This window comes from Pseudomonas graminis, from assembly GCF_900111735.1.
In the GTDB taxonomy this organism is placed as follows: Bacteria; Pseudomonadota; Gammaproteobacteria; order Pseudomonadales; family Pseudomonadaceae; genus Aquipseudomonas; species Aquipseudomonas graminis.
Genome location: NZ_FOHW01000001.1, coordinates 332469 through 349422, shown reverse-complemented (window position 1 = coordinate 349422; position 16954 = coordinate 332469). Strand labels below are relative to the sequence as shown.

General features: G+C 58.4%; 17 protein-coding genes and 1 pseudogene. 7 read left to right on the top strand and 11 right to left on the bottom strand.

What is annotated here, in order from left to right; genetic code table 11:
- Positions 1–17 precede the first annotated feature (17 nt).
- Complete coding sequence (locus tag BMY98_RS01575) at positions 18–869, bottom strand: phosphate/phosphite/phosphonate ABC transporter substrate-binding protein (protein WP_074883692.1); 852 nt, start codon at positions 867–869, stop codon at positions 18–20.
- Positions 870–1345: 476 nt separating this feature from the next.
- Between BMY98_RS01575 and BMY98_RS01570 the strand changes: the two genes are divergently transcribed.
- Positions 1346–2191: an AraC family transcriptional regulator gene (locus BMY98_RS01570; protein ID WP_074883689.1), complete on the top strand. Its 846-nt coding sequence runs from the start codon at positions 1346–1348 to the stop codon at positions 2189–2191.
- A gap of 43 nt (positions 2192–2234) precedes the next feature.
- Here BMY98_RS01570 and BMY98_RS01565 read toward each other — a convergent pair whose 3' ends face one another.
- Positions 2235–2744 (bottom strand): YkgB family protein, encoded by a 510-nt coding sequence (locus BMY98_RS01565; RefSeq protein WP_074883685.1) that lies wholly within the window; start codon positions 2742–2744, stop codon positions 2235–2237.
- Between the two features lie 139 nt (positions 2745–2883).
- Entirely contained in the window at positions 2884–3762 is an 879-nt protein-coding gene (locus BMY98_RS01560; protein WP_074883683.1) for a LysR family transcriptional regulator, read from the bottom strand.
- A gap of 127 nt (positions 3763–3889) precedes the next feature.
- Between BMY98_RS01560 and BMY98_RS01555 the strand changes: the two genes are divergently transcribed.
- The 3 genes and pseudogenes from BMY98_RS01555 to BMY98_RS01545 all read left to right on the top strand — a co-directional run.
- Entirely contained in the window at positions 3890–4987 is a 1098-nt protein-coding gene (locus tag BMY98_RS01555; protein ID WP_074883680.1) for an oxidoreductase, read from the top strand.
- Positions 4988–5102: 115 nt separating this feature from the next.
- Positions 5103–6683, top strand: coding sequence for a sensor domain-containing diguanylate cyclase (locus tag BMY98_RS01550; protein ID WP_083398685.1), 1581 nt, complete (start codon positions 5103–5105; stop codon positions 6681–6683).
- 242 nt (positions 6684–6925) lie between these two features.
- Positions 6926–7111, top strand: a pseudogene (locus BMY98_RS01545) (methyl-accepting chemotaxis protein); the annotation flags it as partial.
- A 13-nt stretch (positions 7112–7124) separates the two neighbouring features.
- Here the strand turns inward: BMY98_RS01545 and BMY98_RS01540 are convergent.
- The 4 genes from BMY98_RS01540 to BMY98_RS01525 are packed head-to-tail and all read right to left on the bottom strand — an operon-like array spanning position 7125 to position 8927.
- Positions 7125–7295, bottom strand: coding sequence for a DUF1289 domain-containing protein (locus tag BMY98_RS01540; protein ID WP_074883673.1), 171 nt, complete (start codon positions 7293–7295; stop codon positions 7125–7127).
- Between the two features lie 2 nt (positions 7296–7297).
- Positions 7298–7654 (bottom strand): hypothetical protein, encoded by a 357-nt coding sequence (locus BMY98_RS01535; RefSeq protein ID WP_074883670.1) that lies wholly within the window; start codon positions 7652–7654, stop codon positions 7298–7300.
- A gap of 35 nt (positions 7655–7689) precedes the next feature.
- Positions 7690–8631, bottom strand: a complete 942-nt coding sequence (gene dmeF / locus BMY98_RS01530; protein WP_074883666.1) for a CDF family Co(II)/Ni(II) efflux transporter DmeF — start codon at positions 8629–8631, stop codon at positions 7690–7692.
- A 20-nt stretch (positions 8632–8651) separates the two neighbouring features.
- Positions 8652–8927, bottom strand: a complete 276-nt coding sequence (locus tag BMY98_RS01525; protein ID WP_074883663.1) for a metal/formaldehyde-sensitive transcriptional repressor — start codon at positions 8925–8927, stop codon at positions 8652–8654.
- 286 nt (positions 8928–9213) lie between these two features.
- Here BMY98_RS01525 and BMY98_RS01520 point away from each other — a divergent pair, with 286 nt between their 5' ends.
- The 3 genes from BMY98_RS01520 to BMY98_RS01510 all read left to right on the top strand — a co-directional run bounded on the left by BMY98_RS01520 (position 9214) and on the right by BMY98_RS01510 (position 13060).
- Positions 9214–10107: an SH3 domain-containing protein gene (locus BMY98_RS01520; RefSeq protein WP_083398684.1), complete on the top strand. Its 894-nt coding sequence runs from the start codon at positions 9214–9216 to the stop codon at positions 10105–10107.
- 200 nt (positions 10108–10307) lie between these two features.
- Positions 10308–12026 carry a hypothetical protein gene (locus BMY98_RS01515; protein ID WP_139214418.1) on the top strand — a complete coding sequence of 573 codons (1719 nt, stop codon included), beginning with the start codon at positions 10308–10310 and terminating at the stop codon, positions 12024–12026.
- The gene (locus BMY98_RS01510; protein ID WP_074883656.1) at positions 12023–13060 is read left to right on the top strand and encodes a hypothetical protein; all 1038 of its coding nucleotides are present in this window, start codon (positions 12023–12025) and stop codon (positions 13058–13060) included. The genes BMY98_RS01515 and BMY98_RS01510 overlap by 4 nt, the downstream gene beginning before the upstream one ends.
- Before the next feature lie 125 nt (positions 13061–13185).
- Here BMY98_RS01510 and BMY98_RS01505 read toward each other — a convergent pair whose 3' ends face one another.
- From BMY98_RS01505 to BMY98_RS27885, 4 genes are all read right to left on the bottom strand, one after another.
- On the bottom strand, positions 13186–13947 hold the full coding sequence (locus BMY98_RS01505; RefSeq protein ID WP_074883653.1) for a YoaK family protein: 762 nt from the start codon (positions 13945–13947) through the stop codon (positions 13186–13188).
- A 39-nt stretch (positions 13948–13986) separates the two neighbouring features.
- Complete coding sequence (locus tag BMY98_RS27520) at positions 13987–14685, bottom strand: PRC-barrel domain-containing protein (RefSeq protein WP_083398683.1); 699 nt, start codon at positions 14683–14685, stop codon at positions 13987–13989.
- Positions 14686–14873: 188 nt separating this feature from the next.
- Positions 14874–15596 (bottom strand): Crp/Fnr family transcriptional regulator, encoded by a 723-nt coding sequence (locus BMY98_RS01495; RefSeq protein WP_074883650.1) that lies wholly within the window; start codon positions 15594–15596, stop codon positions 14874–14876.
- A 64-nt stretch (positions 15597–15660) separates the two neighbouring features.
- Positions 15661–16887 carry a glycosyltransferase family protein gene (locus BMY98_RS27885; protein ID WP_074883647.1) on the bottom strand — a complete coding sequence of 409 codons (1227 nt, stop codon included), beginning with the start codon at positions 16885–16887 and terminating at the stop codon, positions 15661–15663.
- Positions 16888–16954 lie beyond the last annotated feature (67 nt).

Sequence of the window (16954 nt, the reverse complement as noted above, 5' to 3'; positions counted from 1 at the left end):
GCTGGATGTGAGAATGATTACTTGCGGTTTGCCGGGGCGCTGTTATAAAAATCACGATAGGACGCATAATCCGCTTCCGTCGCAGGAATGAATTTAACCGGTTCGGGCGCATGGACTAACTCAGTCGCGTCATGAAGAATCTTGCTGCCGACGCTGTCATATTCCATGTTAAAAAATGCGCTGGCGACTGCCGCCAGTTCTTTTTGAGAAACTCTGGGGGAGGCCATGAGCGCCAAATCATTGAACGAGGAAGAATTCCACAATACGCGGAACGACTTGCCCTCTCTCTCGGTGTAGCCGCTGACCAGCTGTGAGTTCACCCCCATCGCCTGGGCCTTGCCACTCAGCAGCTGGCTGAACGCGCCGTCCATGTTTCCTGCAAACACGGTAGACGCATTTATGCCTTTCTTTATCAGTTCCGAGCTCGTGACTTTATAAGCAATGAACGCTTCAGGTCCCGGGTACACGACTTCCTGGCCGTCCAGTTCCGCGAGGCTCTGGATAGGCGAATCGGCAGGTACCACGATTTGTCCTTCGAGGGGAGGCGCGTCACGGCGACCAAATACCTTCCAGCCCATTTTGTCGCGCTCAGGGCTAAAGAGATGATTGGTAAAAGCGAAATCAACTTCTTGTGCGAGCACATAACTGGTCGTGTCGGACGATGTTCGCCCCAATTTCAGAGTGAGATTCACACCACTTTTTTCGGACACATACCGGATGATCGGGTTCCAGAAACTGGCTGAGAGATTAAGGTTGTATTGATTGACAGGCGAAAAATTATAGACTTTAAGATCTTCACAGACAGCCACATTTGACAACCCTAAAGACAGCGCAATAATAATAGCTTTGCAGGTTAGACGTAACGTCACGTGTTCACTCCAGATGTAGACTGACTTCTCACCCAACGGCGGTTAAAGCCAGATTAAGCTCGGCAATCTAATTTAATCGGCCGAAAAACGTGGATCTGAAGCACGTGTTGCATAAATAAATAGTTAACTTAATTGGATCCCCTAACGTGCACTTCATCATGGATCCCATTAGCGAAGGCGGTTAGCTTGTCCTCATCTCAAGATGCCCGCGCGGAAGGTGATGACGAAGGCTTCAGCGCTGGCCTGGAGCGGCTGTGCACAGGCGGGTTATCGGTTCGCTGGGGGAGGGCGGCCACAGGAGCCGACCCACAGCGGTCACTCAGTCTCCTGAACCCAGTGATCCACATTCCTGCTCGGCCTGTGCCGGTGACTGAACTCCACCTGCTTCGCAAGGACGCTGAGTGCCGGGAGCCACAATAGGGCGTATGGCTCGGGTGTTATGATTCGAACCTGTATTACCTGCCAAGGGATTGCCCATGGACCGCTTGTCTACCTTGCTATCGCAGTTCGGCGTGCGTGCGAACCTGTTTTACAGCGGCAAGCTGTGCGGTCTGGCGTCTTATGACGGCGCAGAAGGATCTGGCTATATCCACCTGCTGGAGGCTGGCAGCGTTACCTTGCTGGGGCCCGATCGTAAGAACTTGCTGTTGATCCGGCCCAGCCTGATTTTTATGCCGCGTCCAAGTCGGCATCAACTGTTTGCCGGTGAGTCCGAGGGCGCCCGGTTGTTGTGTGCATCAATGGCGTTTGAGGGTGGGGTCGATAATCCGCTGTCGGCTTCATTACCCGATTGCCTGGTGCTGCCCCTGGATGAATTACCCATGCTGGCCGATACGCTGAAATGGATGTTCAGCGAGGCAGCGGGCTCGCATTGCGGCAGGGAGGCAGCGCTGGAGCGGTTGTTCGAGTTGCTGGTCATCCTGCTGTTTCGACATCTGCTTGATCACCACCAGTTGCATACCGGGATCATGGCGGGTCTGGCCGATCCGAGGTTGTCGCGCTCTCTTTTGCAGATTCACAACGCCCCTCATCTGGCGTGGTCCATTGCGGGGCTGGCGAGTGAGTCGAACATGTCCCGCGCGGCCTACGCAGTGCACTTCCGGGCAACCATCGGGCAGACGCCCGCCGATTATCTATTGAGCTGGCGTATCAGCCTGGCGCAGAAGCGTCTTCGAGAAGGCCGGTCCATCACTCTGATTGCTGCCGAGGTCGGTTATGAAAGTCCGTCTGCACTTGCTCGCGCGTTTCGACGCAAGACTGGCTACAGTCCTCGGGACTGGATCAACGGCGTGGCGGGCGTAAAAGATGGGGCGATGACCTGACAGCAATGAACCGCTTCAGGCCATCCCGGGGGCAATCATCGGCTCATCGGCGTTCCAGCGCCATCAGCGAATGGCCGGCCACGAAAACCGAGGCGGCAAGCAGGCCGATATCTTTGAGTAGAAACTGGCCTGGCGCGATAGAAATAGCGGGGAAGACAAGGCCGGGCTCGATCACGCCTGGGGTCGAGAACATGAAGCTCAAGGTGGTAAAAAACAGCCCGGCAGACAGCGCCCCCCCTATCAATGACAGCTTGGGTGACAGCAGGCGGCCCGCAATGAGTGCTCCGATGGACACCTCCAGAATGCCAAGCAGACTGGAGAAGGTGTCGACGCTGAAAATGCCATAAACCCAGCCCAGAAAAGGACTGTTGCTGACCAGCGGAACCAGCCCGACCGCTTCGTAGTGCGTGAACTTCATTCCGCCGAACCAGAAGTAAATGACGGCGAGCGCAAAATAGGCCCCATGGATACCAAGCGCCATGATCTTGAACCCAGGCGTTGAAGGGATTTGTGCGTTGTTGGTTTCGTGGTTCTCGATACTGTAGGTTTTCATGATCAATGCTTCCAGGAGTGTGAGGAGGAACGCTGACTAGCAGACCTGCGCGATGTGCGCCGGGAGTAGAAACAGTGTTGCCTTTGCCGGCACGCTCGTGGGGTTTGAACGTATTGCATTCGGTGCAGATCGTCTTGAGTCATCCAGGCTTAAGAGCCCGTTCAAGATGTTCAAGAAGTACGCGCACCCGGTTGGGTACGTACTGACGAGTAGGAAGCACGGCCGTTATGGAAAGTTGTTCAGGCACCACATCTTCCAGCTCGACGAGAACCAGACTGCCCTCCGCGAGCGCGGTGCGCACGTCCCAGTAAGTCAGCATGGCCAGACCCAGTCCCAGTTTGCTGGCCGCTCTGACGGACTCGACACTATTGGCCGAGAACGATGCCTCGGCACGGATGGAGACCTCTTCTCCCTGATGGACGAACGGCCAATACGGCATGCCATGCAGGCCAATGCATTGATGACGCTTAAGGTCTTCAAGGTGGCTAGGCGTACCCTGCCTGGCGAGATATTCAGGGCTTGCGCAGATGACCCGTGGGTTTGGAGCAAGCGCGCGGGCAACCAACCCGGAATCGCTGAGTGTCGCGATGCGGATAGCGACGTCGATACCCAGGCCCACGATGTCTACGATGCGATCGGAGAGTGTCAGGTCAACCTGCAGTGCCGGGTTTTCTGCGAGCAGCCGGGGAATCACCGGCATGATCATTTCCTGGCCGAATACGGTGGGAGCGGTGACCCTCAGTAGGCCGCTGGCCGCCCCGGCATTGGCTTTCAATGTGGCCCGCGCGGCCTCGTCAGCCTCCAGCATGCTTCTGGCGAACGGTAGCAGTACCTCTCCCTCGGGCGTGAGGGACGCAGAGCGGGTCGTTCTGTGAACAAGCCGCACCCCTAATTCCTTTTCCAGAGAGGCTAGTCGTCGGGACACAGTCATGGCTGACAGCCCAAGTCGTCTCGCCGCCCCTGACAGGCTGCTGGCGGTTGCCACGGCAGCGAACACTTCAACATCCTGAATCTGCATCGATTATATCTCTTAGCGTTACGCCGCCTTATCTCCCTGGCCGTCTTATACCTTCACGGGATCAGGGATATCGTCACCCACCATAAGGCCGTGGAAATGAATCTCTGGCCAACGAAGGTTTAATCAAATGAACACGCCCAGCAAGCAGATCCTGGACACTTTCGACATCGGCGAGCTGAAGTTAAAGAACCGGCTCGCTGTTGCACCGATGACTCGCGTCAGCGCAACTGAACATGGCAGTGCCTCGGAGGCGATGGGACGATACTACGAACGCTTCGCCAAAGGCGGTTTTGGGCTGGTGATCACTGAAGGGATTTACACCGACCAAAAATTCGCTCAAGGCTATCGGTTTCAACCTGGAATCACTGATGCTGAACAAGCCTTGGCCTGGCGAGCCGTTACCAATCGGATACATCGTCATCAAGGCCTGGTCATCGCGCAACTGATGCACGCAGGAGCCTTGAGTCAGGGAAACCGTTTCCTGAGCGAGACCGTCGGCCCTTCTGCCATACGTCCTGTTGGTGAGCAGATGAAGTTCTACTATGGCGAGGGCCAATACGCCGTGCCAAGGGTGATGACCGATGAAGACATCGCCGATGCGATTGAAGGGTTCGCCAATGCCGCGAGACTGGCAGTCGCAAGCGCAGGGTTCGACGGTGTGGAAATTCATGGCGCCAACGGCTATCTGCTCGATCAATTCCTCACTGACTATACGAACCAGCGAACAGACCGCTGGGGCGCAAGCGTGCGCAATCGCGTTGCCCTTACGCTGGAGGTGATCAAGGCCGTAAGAGCAGTTGTTGGGGAGGCTCCCGTGGGTGTTCGAATCTCACAGGGCAAGGTCAACGATTACGCCCACAAATGGGCTGAAGGCGAAGCCGCCGCCGAGACCATTTTTGGATCTCTGGAAGACGCAGGTATCCAGTACATTCATGTCACAGAACACAAAGCGTGGGAGCCTGCCTTCAGCGAGAGCGGCCCCAGCCTCGTCAGCCTGGCTCGTCGTTATGCTCCAGGGGTCGCCATCGTCGCCAATGGCGGGCTGGAGAACCCTCAGCATGCCGAGCAAGTTCTCATTGATGGCGCTGACATCGTTGCGCTGGGTAAAGGAGCGCTGGCTAATCCTGATTACCCGAACCGTCTGATGATGAATCAGCCTTTGAAGGAGTTTGACTTCTCACTGCTAGGGCCTATCGCAAACATCAAAGACAGTGAGCTGGCTTAGCAAAACCAACAATCCAGTGCGCTGGCGAGCACGTTTTCTGGATATCCACTCGGAGTCGCTCGTAACGGTACGATAGCTGCATAGAGCGTGCACAAGCCAATTTGATGACGCGCCCATGAAGCCGCTGTACCTAACCTCGACCAGGCTTGCCCCTTCAATGCTGACCAAAGCACTGATTGGTTTCATTGCTTTAGTGTGTCTGTCGTTGATTCTGGCTACCGCCTGGCAAATCAATCAGTCGCGCAATGAACGCATCGCTACTGCCAAAATTTCAGTTTCCAATATCGTCCTTGCTGCCGAGCAGCTCGCTCAAGACACAATACGACAAGCAGACAACACGCTGCGCGATCTGGTCGAGCGCGTAGAGCACGATGGCGTTGATGGTGATCAGCAAGTTCGACTCGAAAAGCTGATGGCTCGGGCTGTGGTGAACGTGGATGGCATCCAGGGGCTGTTCATCTACGACGCGCAAGGCAACTGGGTCGCCAATTCCTTGTCCCAGGGCACACCGCTGAACAACGGCGACCGCGCGTACTTCACCTATCACCGCGACAATCCCGATGCGTCCATCCACATTGGCTCCATTGTCGAGAGTCGCAGCACGGGGGACATGGTCATCCCTATCAGCCGTCGCATCAATGCCGCCGACGGTACATTTGCAGGTGTGGCGTTGGCGACGGTGCCGGTTGCCTATTTCCAGGCATTTTTCAAGCGTATGGACGTGGACGAAAAGGGCGTTATTTTCCTTGCCCTGAGCAATGGCGACCTACTGGCTCGACGACCGACGCTGACCGCGCTGATGACGACCAATGTGGCCAAAGGTGATCTTTTCACCCTTTATCTGCCTTACAGCGACAGCGGTAACGCTTTGATCAAGTCCGTCGTGGATGGAGTGGAAAGGATCTATGCCTACCGGCGTGTGGCCGGATTACCCATCGTCGCCGCCGCTGGCGTGTCATGCGAGCATGTGTTCGCGCCTTGGTGGGACTATGCGTACCGGTCAATGGCCGCGATCGCTCTGATCATCTTCGCGCTGGTTTTGCTGGGCTTCCTGTTGTATCGGCAAATCCAGCACCTCATCACGGCGGAAAACGACCTGAACACCGCCAGGACCGAGCTGGAGGTCATTGCCCAGACCGACAGCCTGACGCATCTGGCCAATCGCCGCTGTTTCGACGCGACCCTGCAACGGGAATGGGGCCGTGCCAATCGCAATAACTCATTCATCGCCATTATTTTGTTGGATATCGACTGGTTCAAACAATACAACGACCGCTACGGCCATATTCAGGGGGACGACTGCCTGAGCGAGGTGGCAGGCATTATCGGGGCCTGTATCAACAGGGCCGGCGATTTGGCGGCAAGGTATGGCGGTGAAGAGTTTGTGATCCTGCTGCCTGAAACACATTTAGCGGGTGCGCTAATCATTGCCGAAAAGGTCAGGTCGGCCATTGAAAACGCGCGCATAGCCCACGCCACCAGCCCGCTGGGCAACGTCACCATCAGCTCCGGTGTCGTGGCGATCAACACGCTTGGAAAAGAGGGTTATAAAGCCGCACTGGAAGAGGCAGACCGACTTCTGTATCGCGCTAAAACCAAAGGCCGAAATCGTGTTGAGGGGCAACTGCCAGTCAATGACAGCTTCCCTGTCAACTTGATCGCTTCCCGGCGGGATGCTTCAAGTTTCCAACCCTGAGTCGATAGCGTGTTGAATCTATAAGCCACTGACGAAAAGCAGGAATCTCGTATTCACCTTAAAACTCGCGGGCTATCGCTAGGGATTCACCGATCCGCTGGCGAACCGTGAGTCTTTTCCAGAGAGTGATGAAAAGCGCTCGCTTTATACGCCGGTAAAAAACAGTGCCGTTGTCTATTCCAATCACCTTGTTCTTCTCGAACCGTTGATGAGGCACGGTGACATAGCGGTTGCGGTCAGTCCTCTTGATCGCCACCGCCTCTGAGGAGCAGTCGCATGTCGCGCGCGAGGTTGATCGCAATCTGGCCAGTATTCGCGAGCTGGCAACGCAGAGCGCGGCGGGAGCCAGCCAGACGGCGAGTGCTCGCGGTGAAATGTCAAAACGGGCGGTTAACCTGAACCGGTTGGTAAACCGGTTTGTTGTGTGACTAAGGGCAGCGCCTATTTCAGCGCCTTCAAACGCACACTCGCCCTTTGCACCGCCGCCATTTTTTCAGGCCGCTTCATGCGTTTCCACTTTCTGATGTCGTCCTTGGTCCGGCCACAACTCACACACAGATCACCCCTGAGCTGGCACACAGAGATGCAGGGGTTTTCGATTTCTTTGGCCATCGTCAGTCCCCCTTAACCAGTCGCTTTTGCCAGTTGCCACTGTGAGTGCGCTGGCATTCCTCCTCAGAGTCGAGGCGGACATTGCGATCGGAGAGTTTCAGGTCGATGCCGGCGTCATTCAACGCGGTGGCCGTCAGCTCGAAAATGCGCGCCTTCGCTTCAACTTGAGCGAGCGTTCTGTCCGCGAGGGTTTCGAACACCCAGACCACCTTCAGGGTTTCAGCCAACGCGTCGAGGTCAGCCATGTGGGTCAGCCAGGTGAAGCCTTTGATTTCACCTTTCGCTGTTTCGCACGCTTCGGTCAGCGCGGCTATTAACCGGCGTTCGATTCGCGCCAGTTCACGTTTGCCGGGTGGCATCGCAATTTCCTTTGGAGTAGGGCTGGGGCGTTACATCAGGCCGGCCGAAATTCGACCGTCAGATGCCTGACTTCATGGACCGGCTGCAGACGTTCACGAATGCTGTCGGCGTTCGCAGTAGCTGCGCCAAGCACGCTGACGATGGCCGCATGGGCCTGGGGTCCAACCCGCCAGACGTGCAAATCGGTGATCGTGGCATCCCCCGGTTCTTCAACCAGTTGGCGGATTTCCTCGGCAACGTGTGCGTCAGTCTGATCCAGCAATACACCTGCGGTGACGCCCATCAAGGTCCAGGCCCAGCGCGCGATAACGATGGCGCCGACGATGCCCATGGCCGGATCCAGCCACACCCAGCCCAGATAGCGACCGGCGAGCAGTGCAGCGATGGCCAGCACCGAAGTCAGCGCATCTGCGATGACGTGGACATAGGCCGATCTTAAATTGTTGTCGTTGCCATGGTGGGCATGGTGATGGCCATGACCCTCCTGGTCCTGATCGTGGTCATGATCGTGTCCATGACTGTGCCCGTGGCCCAGCAACAGGGCGCTGACGATGTTGACAATCAACCCGGCAATCGCGATGAGCGTAGCGGTGCCGAACTGAACGTCGGTTGGCTGCAAGAGACGCATCACCGACTCAACGCCGATCCCCAGGGAAACCATACCGAGAATCAGCGCCGACGCGAATCCGCCCAGATCTCCTACCTTTCCTGTTCCAAAACTGTAGCGCTGACTGGATGCGTTGCGTTTGGCGTATCCATAGGCCGCCGCCGCGATGCCCAATGCGCCGGCATGGGTGGCCATGTGAAAACCATCGGCCAGTAACGCCATCGAGCCCGTGAGATACCCGGCGGTGATTTCAGCCACCATCATGACCACCGTCAGAGCCACTACCCAAAGCGTACGCCTGGCATTTTCATCGTGCGCCGAGCCAAGGAACACGTGATCGTGCAGGTAGTTAACGTGGGTGCTTTTCATCAGCGAGTGCCTGGATGTGTTCACTTGGAATAACGACGAATGGCTTCAAGCAGCTCTTCGACACCTTTGCTGCGCTCATCTTCGCTGAGACCAGGATCCGCAACATGCGCGCGCGCATGGTCTTCAATGATTTCCTCCATCAAGCCGTTGAGGGCCCCGCGCGTGGCGGCAACAAGGTGCAGCGTTTTGGCGCAGTCGAGATCCGACTCCAATGCACGTTCGACGGCCTGGAGTTGTCCGGCGATGCGTTTGACCCGCTTGAGAAGATCGTTTTTGTTTGCTGCGATATGGCCCATCGGATATGCCCCTGGCTAGACGAAGCGCAGCATAGGTGTACCCCCTATACCTATGCAAGGGTTGCCTGGCAACGGGCAACGGTTGGTTGATGCAGTTGTAAAGGCTCCTGCTCCAGCTGCAGGCCACCGTTATTCCCCAGAACCGCCTGTCAGCCATAAAAACGGTTGTGACTCTTTTCAAATTTGTGTGTAATCCGCGCACTTCTTCAGGGATGAAGGCCGACCAACGATTACATCGTGCTGACTCATTCCTGCATATCTCTCCTTAACTCCAGAGGACTGTGCGATGGGTTTGGCAAAAAAGACCACTGCCGCGTTGCTCGTTTTGAGCATTGGTTTTTCATCCGGTTGCGCCACGTCGGGTACCGACTGGGCTAACAAGGAAAACATTGGCACCGTACTCGGCGGCGCCGCTGGCGTACTGATTGGTAGCCGCATCGGCGCGGGAGGGGGGCGAACCGCAGCGATGTTGATCGGTGGCCTGGCCGGCGCCTTATTAGGCAAAACCATCGGCGCGAAGATGGATGAAACCGACCGTCTTGCCCTCGCTGCACAAACCCAGCAAGTACTCAATAGAAACCAGGACGGCCAGGCTGCTACCTGGCAGTCCAACCACAGCGGCAGCAGCGCGCAGATCACCCCGGTCAGTACCGAAACGCAGTCGCGGCAGGTCGCGGTAAAACGCCTGCCGAAGATCCAGCCGGTCACCGACATGACCGTGATCAATAAACCCTACCGCACCATCAAGTCGGCCAACTTGCGTAGCGCCCCGGACAGCAGCGCCGAAAAAGTGGGTGGGTTACCGCCGAGTTCGACGTTCACCGCCATGGGCCGCACCCACAATGACTGGATCATGGTTGGCCGCCGTGGCGTGACCGTTGGCTACGTGTATGCCCCACTGGTGGAAGCCGTTGCGCCCAAGCCCATGTCGGTTGCCAGCAGTGCTGCCACCCAAGGCTCCGGCGACAGCGCCACTGACCTGGACAACCTCGACACTGCCAGCGCGGCGAAACAAGGCGTCGACCTTGACGCCATCGATGCCAAACCGGTGGAAGACAAACTGACCGCGCAAACCACCTGTCGCACCATCACCTACGACGTGAAAGCCAAGGACAGTCAGGCCGAGAAGCAAACCGTCAAGGCCTGCCAGGCGGGTGACGGCGCTTGGGAACTGATTTGATGAAAAGCGTAAGCAAACTGTTGCCACTGACCCTATTGGCCCTTGCCGTGTGTCCGAATGCCCATGCTGCTGCCTACCGGCTGGCCTTTTCCAAGGGCGAGAACGTCGAGGTATTCGTGGACCATGCCGACAATCAGCCGTGGTGCACAAATCCCCTGGCGCTGCGTTTTGCCTTCGCAGGCAAACCGGACAACGAGGCGGTGGCGCGCCTGCTGCCCAAACTCGGCGGTCTGCTTGTCAGCCAGTGCCCGAGTGCTGCCACCGTGACCTGGAAAAGCTACAACGCCCAAGGCCAGCCGGCTGCCACTGGGGTGGCTGCCAAGGCGGAGGAATGGTCCAGCCATGTCGTCGTGGCCGACGTGCCGGCCGGGCCGGTAGCCGAGGTTGCCGCTGCGCCTGTCTCCGAGCCAAGGCCGGCACCTGTGCCGCCTGTTCCTGCACCGGCGGCGGATCCAGCCCCGCCGCCTGCTGCTGCTCCTGTCCCCGCTATGGCTGCAGATCCCGTACCACCGCCTGCTCCTGCACCCATTGTGGCTGCAGACCCAGTCCCGCCACCTGTTCCTGCACCCGTTGCTGCAGTTCCACAACCGCCTGAGTCGGCGCCCGTTGCGCAGTCCCCTGCGCCCAAAACGATCACTCCCGTGTCGCCGGCTTTTGCAGTATCTGGCTGGACACCGCCGAGCGAGGCCGATGCGATCAAGGCCGCGTCCTTTTTCTTCGAGCTCAAGGACCAGAACGGTTGCCTGTTTCGTACCACCTACAAGCCGGACGGTGACACTCGCTTCGTGAGTGCAAAATCCACCGGTGTAAGCTGCGGTTCCGACGGCTACGCTGCCGGTGAGGGGGGAGTGGTGTTGCTGCGCGCAGACGGCGTGAAACTGAAAGAATATGAGGGCAGTTTTCATCAAGGCATCCCGTTCAACAAACAAGCGCCGCAACTCCCGATCGTAGGATTTGATAACCAGAAAAACGCCCTGATGCTGCTCACCAGCGACCCGGCCAGCGGCATACATTACTTGCTGCGAGCGTCTTACAGCTGGAGTGGCTATTGGGATACTCGCAGCCCGGCGTTGGTGGCTCTGACCGAAAACCAAGAGCTTTTTCGCCAGCTTGAAACCATTAAAACCACTGTATTCACCGCCTTGGGCGCCCTGGACCAGATCCAGCCAAAAACCCAGAACGTCAGCTTCATCGGCGTTCGGGATGTACCCCAAGGCCTGTTGAAGAATGACCGCGACAGCTGGTTCTATGAGATCAACATAAGCCGCAACTGGAACACCAAAAGCTGGCAATTCAACCCACAAAACGCCAACAACTACCTGTTCAGGCATGAAGCGCAAGCCGCCGAAGAAAAGCGCATGGCCGACCTTCAGCGCCAGTACGAAGAGCAGAGAAAACTTGAGCAGGCCGGCTATCAGGCCCAGACCCAGCTTCAACAATTTGCCCAGTTGAAGAGCGAGAGCAGCGACGCTAACTACATCCGCTCTCGACTGCTGTCCGACGTCAGCTACGCGCCCACTTCCGGGGGAAGCTATGCGCGGCTGGTGGCCGGCGGCAAAGCCGCTTACAGCCAGATCGTGCACATAGTCGGCAAGACGGATGAGCGCTGGGAAACCGATTATCCCTACGAATCCCAACTGAATATTGTTGGCCACAACCTGAAGCCTGAGAAAGGCTGGTTCCTGGCCAAAGGCGAGGTCACTGTGGACCCGGTCAAGCGAGACAGCGAAGACCTGCCGTTGACACTCGTGGCAGTCACCTACCTCCAGGCCTGCACCGAAGACGGCTGCACAGATTTGCGTGATCCACTGAAAATAATGCGCATGCAATTGGGTGACGACAACTGGACGCCCGACGCGGCGCGCCAGGTATTCAAGCAGGCCTGGCCTGACCGGAACATTCAGGGGGATGTGCAATGATCCAGAAAAAACTGCTTATCCCCGCTGCGGCTGTGGCGATAATCGCCGCGGGCTACTTTGGCTTGTGCGCCTATGCCAGCAAACAGGCACAGAAGCGTCTGGATGACTTCGTGTATGACAACCATCTCAATGGCACCGTCAGCTGGGCGTCCGTAAGTTCCTCACCCTTTGGTGGCAAGGTCGTGATCAAAGGTGTCGAGTTTGGAGAGGGCAAGGCGGGCGGTCTGCGCGCCGATAAAGTCATCGTGACCGACCTGATCAACAATGATAGCCGCAGTCGTGTGCGCATCGAAGCCAGCGGCATACAGGCTTCCAACAGCTCTTTGCAAAGCTTGCAGGACCTGGGCGGAATGGCCGGCCTGATAGGGATGGGCGGTGGTTCAAGGGGCATGAATAATTTTGGCCCGTTATTAAGCAGCGGCCGCAACGAGCTCAAACCGTTCGACCTCATGCTGTTCCTGGACCTGGATGACGATGCCACTCTTGCCACGGGTGAAACCTTTGTGGACATGCCAGACCTGTTCACCTTCAGCGCCAGCTATCGCATGGATAACGTCAAGGACCTTCACCGTACGATCACCGACTTGCAGCGCGATGGTGAAATGGCCGTCTATGGATTGCTCGGCGGTGCAGCACAAGGCATGCAGGCCGCATTCGCCCGAGCTGAATTGAGCGAATTGAACGTCAGTTTCAAGGACAAGGGCATGGTCAAACGTAGCGCATTGCTCGAACAACGCTACGCCACGCCTTTGGACCCGACTGCCGGCAGCGCGGACAAACAGCGCCAGGCCTGGTTCGAGAAAAGCCTGGATAGCTGGCAGAAAAACTGTGAAAGCGGGATGCGGGTAAAAGCCCCGATGCTCAGTGATGGCTGCGAACTGATGGTTAAACTGTTCAAAGGCAAAAATGACGGCATCCAGCTGAGCGTCGACCCCAAAGACCCGGTCCGGGTCATGGACCTGATGAGTCTGTTCGGCGGCGGCAATAGCAGGCAGGTGCTTGAGCGGTTGAATCCGGAGGTGAGCTCGCTGTAGGTTCGGCGAGACTGGCACTGTTTTATTTGATCAGGACGACGTGCGTACTCGCTTGTAGAAGTTGTTGGCAACCGTTCGGGTGCTTCGCTTGGCATGTCGATGCTCTCCGAACCTCTGTCGACAAGTCACCCGCGCCCTGCACGGCGGACATAGCGGCGCACATCGTCCAGCGCAGGCACGACCGCCAGCACGCCAAGCACCAGGGAGAGGGGCACGGTAGCGGTGTACCCCACGTGCTTAAAGCCGTACGCACCCACTACACCGCCGGCGAAAAAGCTCAAGGCCAGCGCGGTCAATAGTTTCAGGCGCCCCCGATTCGCCAGCACGCGTGGTTGCCCGGGCGGTGTGGGGCCGTTCCAATAGAAGAGCTTGCCGAGTTCAATACCGATATCAGTGATGATGCCCGTGACGTGGGTCGTTCTGATTTCGGCCTTGGACACCTTGGTGATCAAGGCATTTTGCAGGCCCATGATGAAGCACAGCAGCATGACCGTGAGGGAGACGACCAGTCCGTCCACTGCCGCCAGCCTGGGACCCAGAAAACCGAAGCACAGGAGCAAAAACGCCTCGAACAACAGAGGCAGGGCGAAGGCGCTGTGCAGGCGTCTGCGGCGGGAGTAGTTGACCATGATGGCCGAACAGGCGGCGCCTGCCATGAAAGACAGCAGGGCGCTGGCCCCGCGAAGCAGCAGGTCGTATGCACCCAGCACTGCGTTGTCGGCCATTGAAGAGACGATGCCGGTCATGTGCGACGTGTACTGCTGAACCGCCAGAAAGCCCCCGGCGTTGATGGCGCCGGCCACAAACGCCAGGGCTAGTCCCAGCTGCCGGTTGGCGTCCGGGGTGCGTCTTCTGCCGGTCAGGCTGCGGATGTATCTGATCGCCATCAAACGTTCCCGTGGCTGTAGGTTTTCCTGGGGTCGTTGTCATCCGACCTGTGCAATGACTGCGTCGATTCGCCAGTACGCAACCCGCCCATAGTGCTCATACAGCGCCTCTTCGCGCTCGCGATTCAACTGCTGGGTGGATTCGTAATGAGGGGATTTCCTGACGGCGGCCTGTTCGAGGTCCACCGCGACGATCCTGTCCGGCCACGACACCTCGGCGATCCACTCTGGCGCGATCAGCACCTTGTGTCCATGCCACCAATGGCTGGTGTTGACCACCAGGTACTGAATCGCCCAGGTGTCTTCGTTGATCAGCACGTCATCGACATGGCCGATGTCACCGTCTGTGGCTTTGATGTGACAGCCGATCAGCGCCCGGCAACTGCGCAGGCTTTGATCGTCGGTTGGCTCCTGCGTCGGGGCCGCGATGGCCCAACTCTCGACCGCCGGCCGATGTTCAGCGGCTGCGATGGCGCGCCGATTATGTTCGGATTCAAGAATGTCCGTGCCCCCCTGCTTTTCAACGTTAATGGGCAACCGGCGTGATGCCCAATCAGGCAGTCCGATGGAAAACGGTGAAATCAGCACCTGGCCGCCGAATAGCCAGGACCCGGTCTCGACCACCAGGTACCTGATCACCCAGGCTTCGTTGTCGAAATAAAAGTCGCTGACATCACCGATGTCACCGTCGATCGCGACGAGGGTGAAACCTTCAAGGTCTCGCATGCTACGTAACATAAGGGTGTCCTTTGTTGTGCCGTTCGAGTGTTCGGCACAGGGGAAGGGTGCAAGCCAGCCGCTCGATAGGGCCACGGACACTCTGCGCGGTGCTGCACGTCGCGTCTGTTCGTCAGCGCACGGTGACAGCGATGCGTCGCCCGGCGCTCAGAACAGTCCCCTGCTCGGCGCCGCAGCAGCAACGGATATCACTCCCGTCGGCGGGCATAGCTCAGCAAGCGGTCGGACTCGGCCTTTACCACCGAGTAACATTCGCAGCTCAACCGTTCCAGCCGCGGTCGATCGAGGACCTTGATCTGGCCACAGGTGTATTCGATCACGCCCTGGCGCTGCAGCTTGCCCGCCGCCTCGGTAACGCCTTCTCTGCGAACGCCCAGCATGTTGGCCATCAACTCCTGGGTCATGGTCAGCTGATTGCCTTGCAGTCGATCCAGTGACAACAGCAACCACCGGCACAACTGCTGGTCGATCGAATGGTGACGATTGCACAGGCCGGTCTGCGACATTTGCGCAATCAAGGCCTGGGTGTAGCGCAGCATGAGCAGCAACAGGTCGCCATGACGATCGAACTCCTCCTTGAGTTTAGGCCCGGCCAGGCGGAAGGCGCCCCCGGCACTCTGCACGACCGCGCGGCTGGACGTGCTCTCGCCCCCCATGAACACCGCGATGCCGACAAGCCCCTCGTTGCCGACCACGGCGATCTCTGCCGAGGCGCCGCTTTCGGTGACTTGCAGCAGGGACACGATCGAGTCGGTGGGGAAGTACACCTGGCGCAAGGTATCCCCGGGTTCATACAGCACCTCACCCAATACCAGGTCCACCCACTCCATGTGCGGCGCCAGGCGCAAGAGTTCTGCATCCGCCAGCGCAGCGAGCAGGTGGTTATCGACGGGCTGCGGCGCGGTGCACATGGTGGCACTCCGGTAGTAAGGACGACGAACAGAGGGTACTCCAGCGCGGCGCTGGCACTGGAGGTCAATCATCGGCGGCCTTCGCGTATTCCACTGCCGCTGGCGCTGCTGGCTGTGAACCGCCGCACTGGATGCGCACCACCAGCGCAAGCGGGTCACTCATTAATGCGGCCAACCCGCACAATGCGAGCAGGGGCCCGATCCACATCTCGCGGTAGAGACCCGGCAGCGGGTTTTGCGTGTTGCGCTCCACTTCGCGGGAGGGTTGCCATTGCAATAACAGGCGACGGCTGAACAGGATCCGCCAGAGCGAACGTGCGATGGCGCCCACGCTGTAATACATCTCTAACGGCAACCATGCGACGCTGGCAGCGATCTGCGCGAGGTCTTTCCCCAGACTCCTGCACAGCGCGGCCAGGTATTGCCGGTAAGGCACGTTCAACGGTGGTTGCAGCCCGTCGGTCAGGGTCCTGAGCAGCGGTTGCATGACCAGCAAGCCGACCACCGCCAAGGTCCAGGCCAGCGGTTCACTGCTGGCGAACCAGCCCCAGGCCAGCATCAGCAACACCGCCGCCGGCTCAAGACTGCGGCGCAGGTTGTCGAGAATCTTCCAGCGGGCCATGACATCAAGGCGGTTGCGTGCCCGTTCGCCGCGCGTGTTCAGGGTCCAGGGCAGGATCCAGTGGATCAGCTGCCAGTCGCCGCGAATCCAGCGATGGCGTCGTTTGACGTCCACGCTGTAGCGGGACGGGTATTGCTCGTACAACTGCACGTCGCTGAGCAAGCCTGACCGGGCGTAACAGCCCTCGATCAAATCGTGACTGAGGACCTGGTTGTCCGGCAGACGGCCCTCCAGTGCGCAGGTGAAGGCGTCGACATCGTAGATGCCCTTGCCGATGAAAGAGCCCTGTTTGAATAAATCCTGGTAAATGTCCGAGACCGCCCGGGTGTAAGGATCGACGCCGCCGCCACTGCCGAACAGGCGCGAATAGATCGAGCGGGGGGTGCTGGTCAGGCTGATGCCGACCTGGGGTTGCAACAACGCATACCCGGAAATGACACACTCACGGTCCGCGTCGAAAACCGGGCGGTTCAGCGGGTGCATCATGGCGGCCACGCACTGGCGGGCCACCTCGCAAGGCAGGAGCGTGTCCGTATCAAGGGTCAGCACATAACGCACATCCTTCAGGACAGAGGTGTCGCCCACGATGGTGGTAAAACGATTGTCGCCCTCGCCACGCAGCCAGGCGTTGAGGTCGGTCAGCTTGCCGCGTTTGCGTTCGTGGCCCATCCAGGCCCTCCACCAACTCGTCGACGTCCGAATGCGAGCCGATCAGGGTCGGAATGGCCACCAGCGT

What these genes read in the sequence shown, in the direction of transcription:
- BMY98_RS27520 (WP_083398683.1), bottom strand. Translation starts at nt 14,685, where the DNA reads ATGTTACGTAGCATGCGAGACCTTGAAGGTTTCACCCTCGTCGCGATC.
- BMY98_RS01550 (WP_083398685.1), top strand. Translation starts at nt 5,103, where the DNA reads ATGAAGCCGCTGTACCTAACCTCGACCAGGCTTGCCCCTTCAATGCTG.
- dmeF (WP_074883666.1), bottom strand. Translation starts at nt 8,631, where the DNA reads ATGAAAAGCACCCACGTTAACTACCTGCACGATCACGTGTTCCTTGGC.
- BMY98_RS01520 (WP_083398684.1), top strand. Translation starts at nt 9,214, where the DNA reads ATGGGTTTGGCAAAAAAGACCACTGCCGCGTTGCTCGTTTTGAGCATT.
- BMY98_RS01560 (WP_074883683.1), bottom strand. Translation starts at nt 3,762, where the DNA reads ATGCAGATTCAGGATGTTGAAGTGTTCGCTGCCGTGGCAACCGCCAGC.
- BMY98_RS01525 (WP_074883663.1), bottom strand. Translation starts at nt 8,927, where the DNA reads ATGGGCCATATCGCAGCAAACAAAAACGATCTTCTCAAGCGGGTCAAA.
- BMY98_RS01565 (WP_074883685.1), bottom strand. Translation starts at nt 2,744, where the DNA reads ATGAAAACCTACAGTATCGAGAACCACGAAACCAACAACGCACAAATC.
- BMY98_RS01535 (WP_074883670.1), bottom strand. Translation starts at nt 7,654, where the DNA reads ATGCCACCCGGCAAACGTGAACTGGCGCGAATCGAACGCCGGTTAATA.
- BMY98_RS01555 (WP_074883680.1), top strand. Translation starts at nt 3,890, where the DNA reads ATGAACACGCCCAGCAAGCAGATCCTGGACACTTTCGACATCGGCGAG.
- BMY98_RS01540 (WP_074883673.1), bottom strand. Translation starts at nt 7,295, where the DNA reads ATGGCCAAAGAAATCGAAAACCCCTGCATCTCTGTGTGCCAGCTCAGG.
- BMY98_RS01570 (WP_074883689.1), top strand. Translation starts at nt 1,346, where the DNA reads ATGGACCGCTTGTCTACCTTGCTATCGCAGTTCGGCGTGCGTGCGAAC.
- BMY98_RS27885 (WP_074883647.1), bottom strand. Translation starts at nt 16,887, where the DNA reads ATGGGCCACGAACGCAAACGCGGCAAGCTGACCGACCTCAACGCCTGG.
- BMY98_RS01505 (WP_074883653.1), bottom strand. Translation starts at nt 13,947, where the DNA reads ATGGCGATCAGATACATCCGCAGCCTGACCGGCAGAAGACGCACCCCG.
- BMY98_RS01495 (WP_074883650.1), bottom strand. Translation starts at nt 15,596, where the DNA reads ATGTGCACCGCGCCGCAGCCCGTCGATAACCACCTGCTCGCTGCGCTG.
- BMY98_RS01510 (WP_074883656.1), top strand. Translation starts at nt 12,023, where the DNA reads ATGATCCAGAAAAAACTGCTTATCCCCGCTGCGGCTGTGGCGATAATC.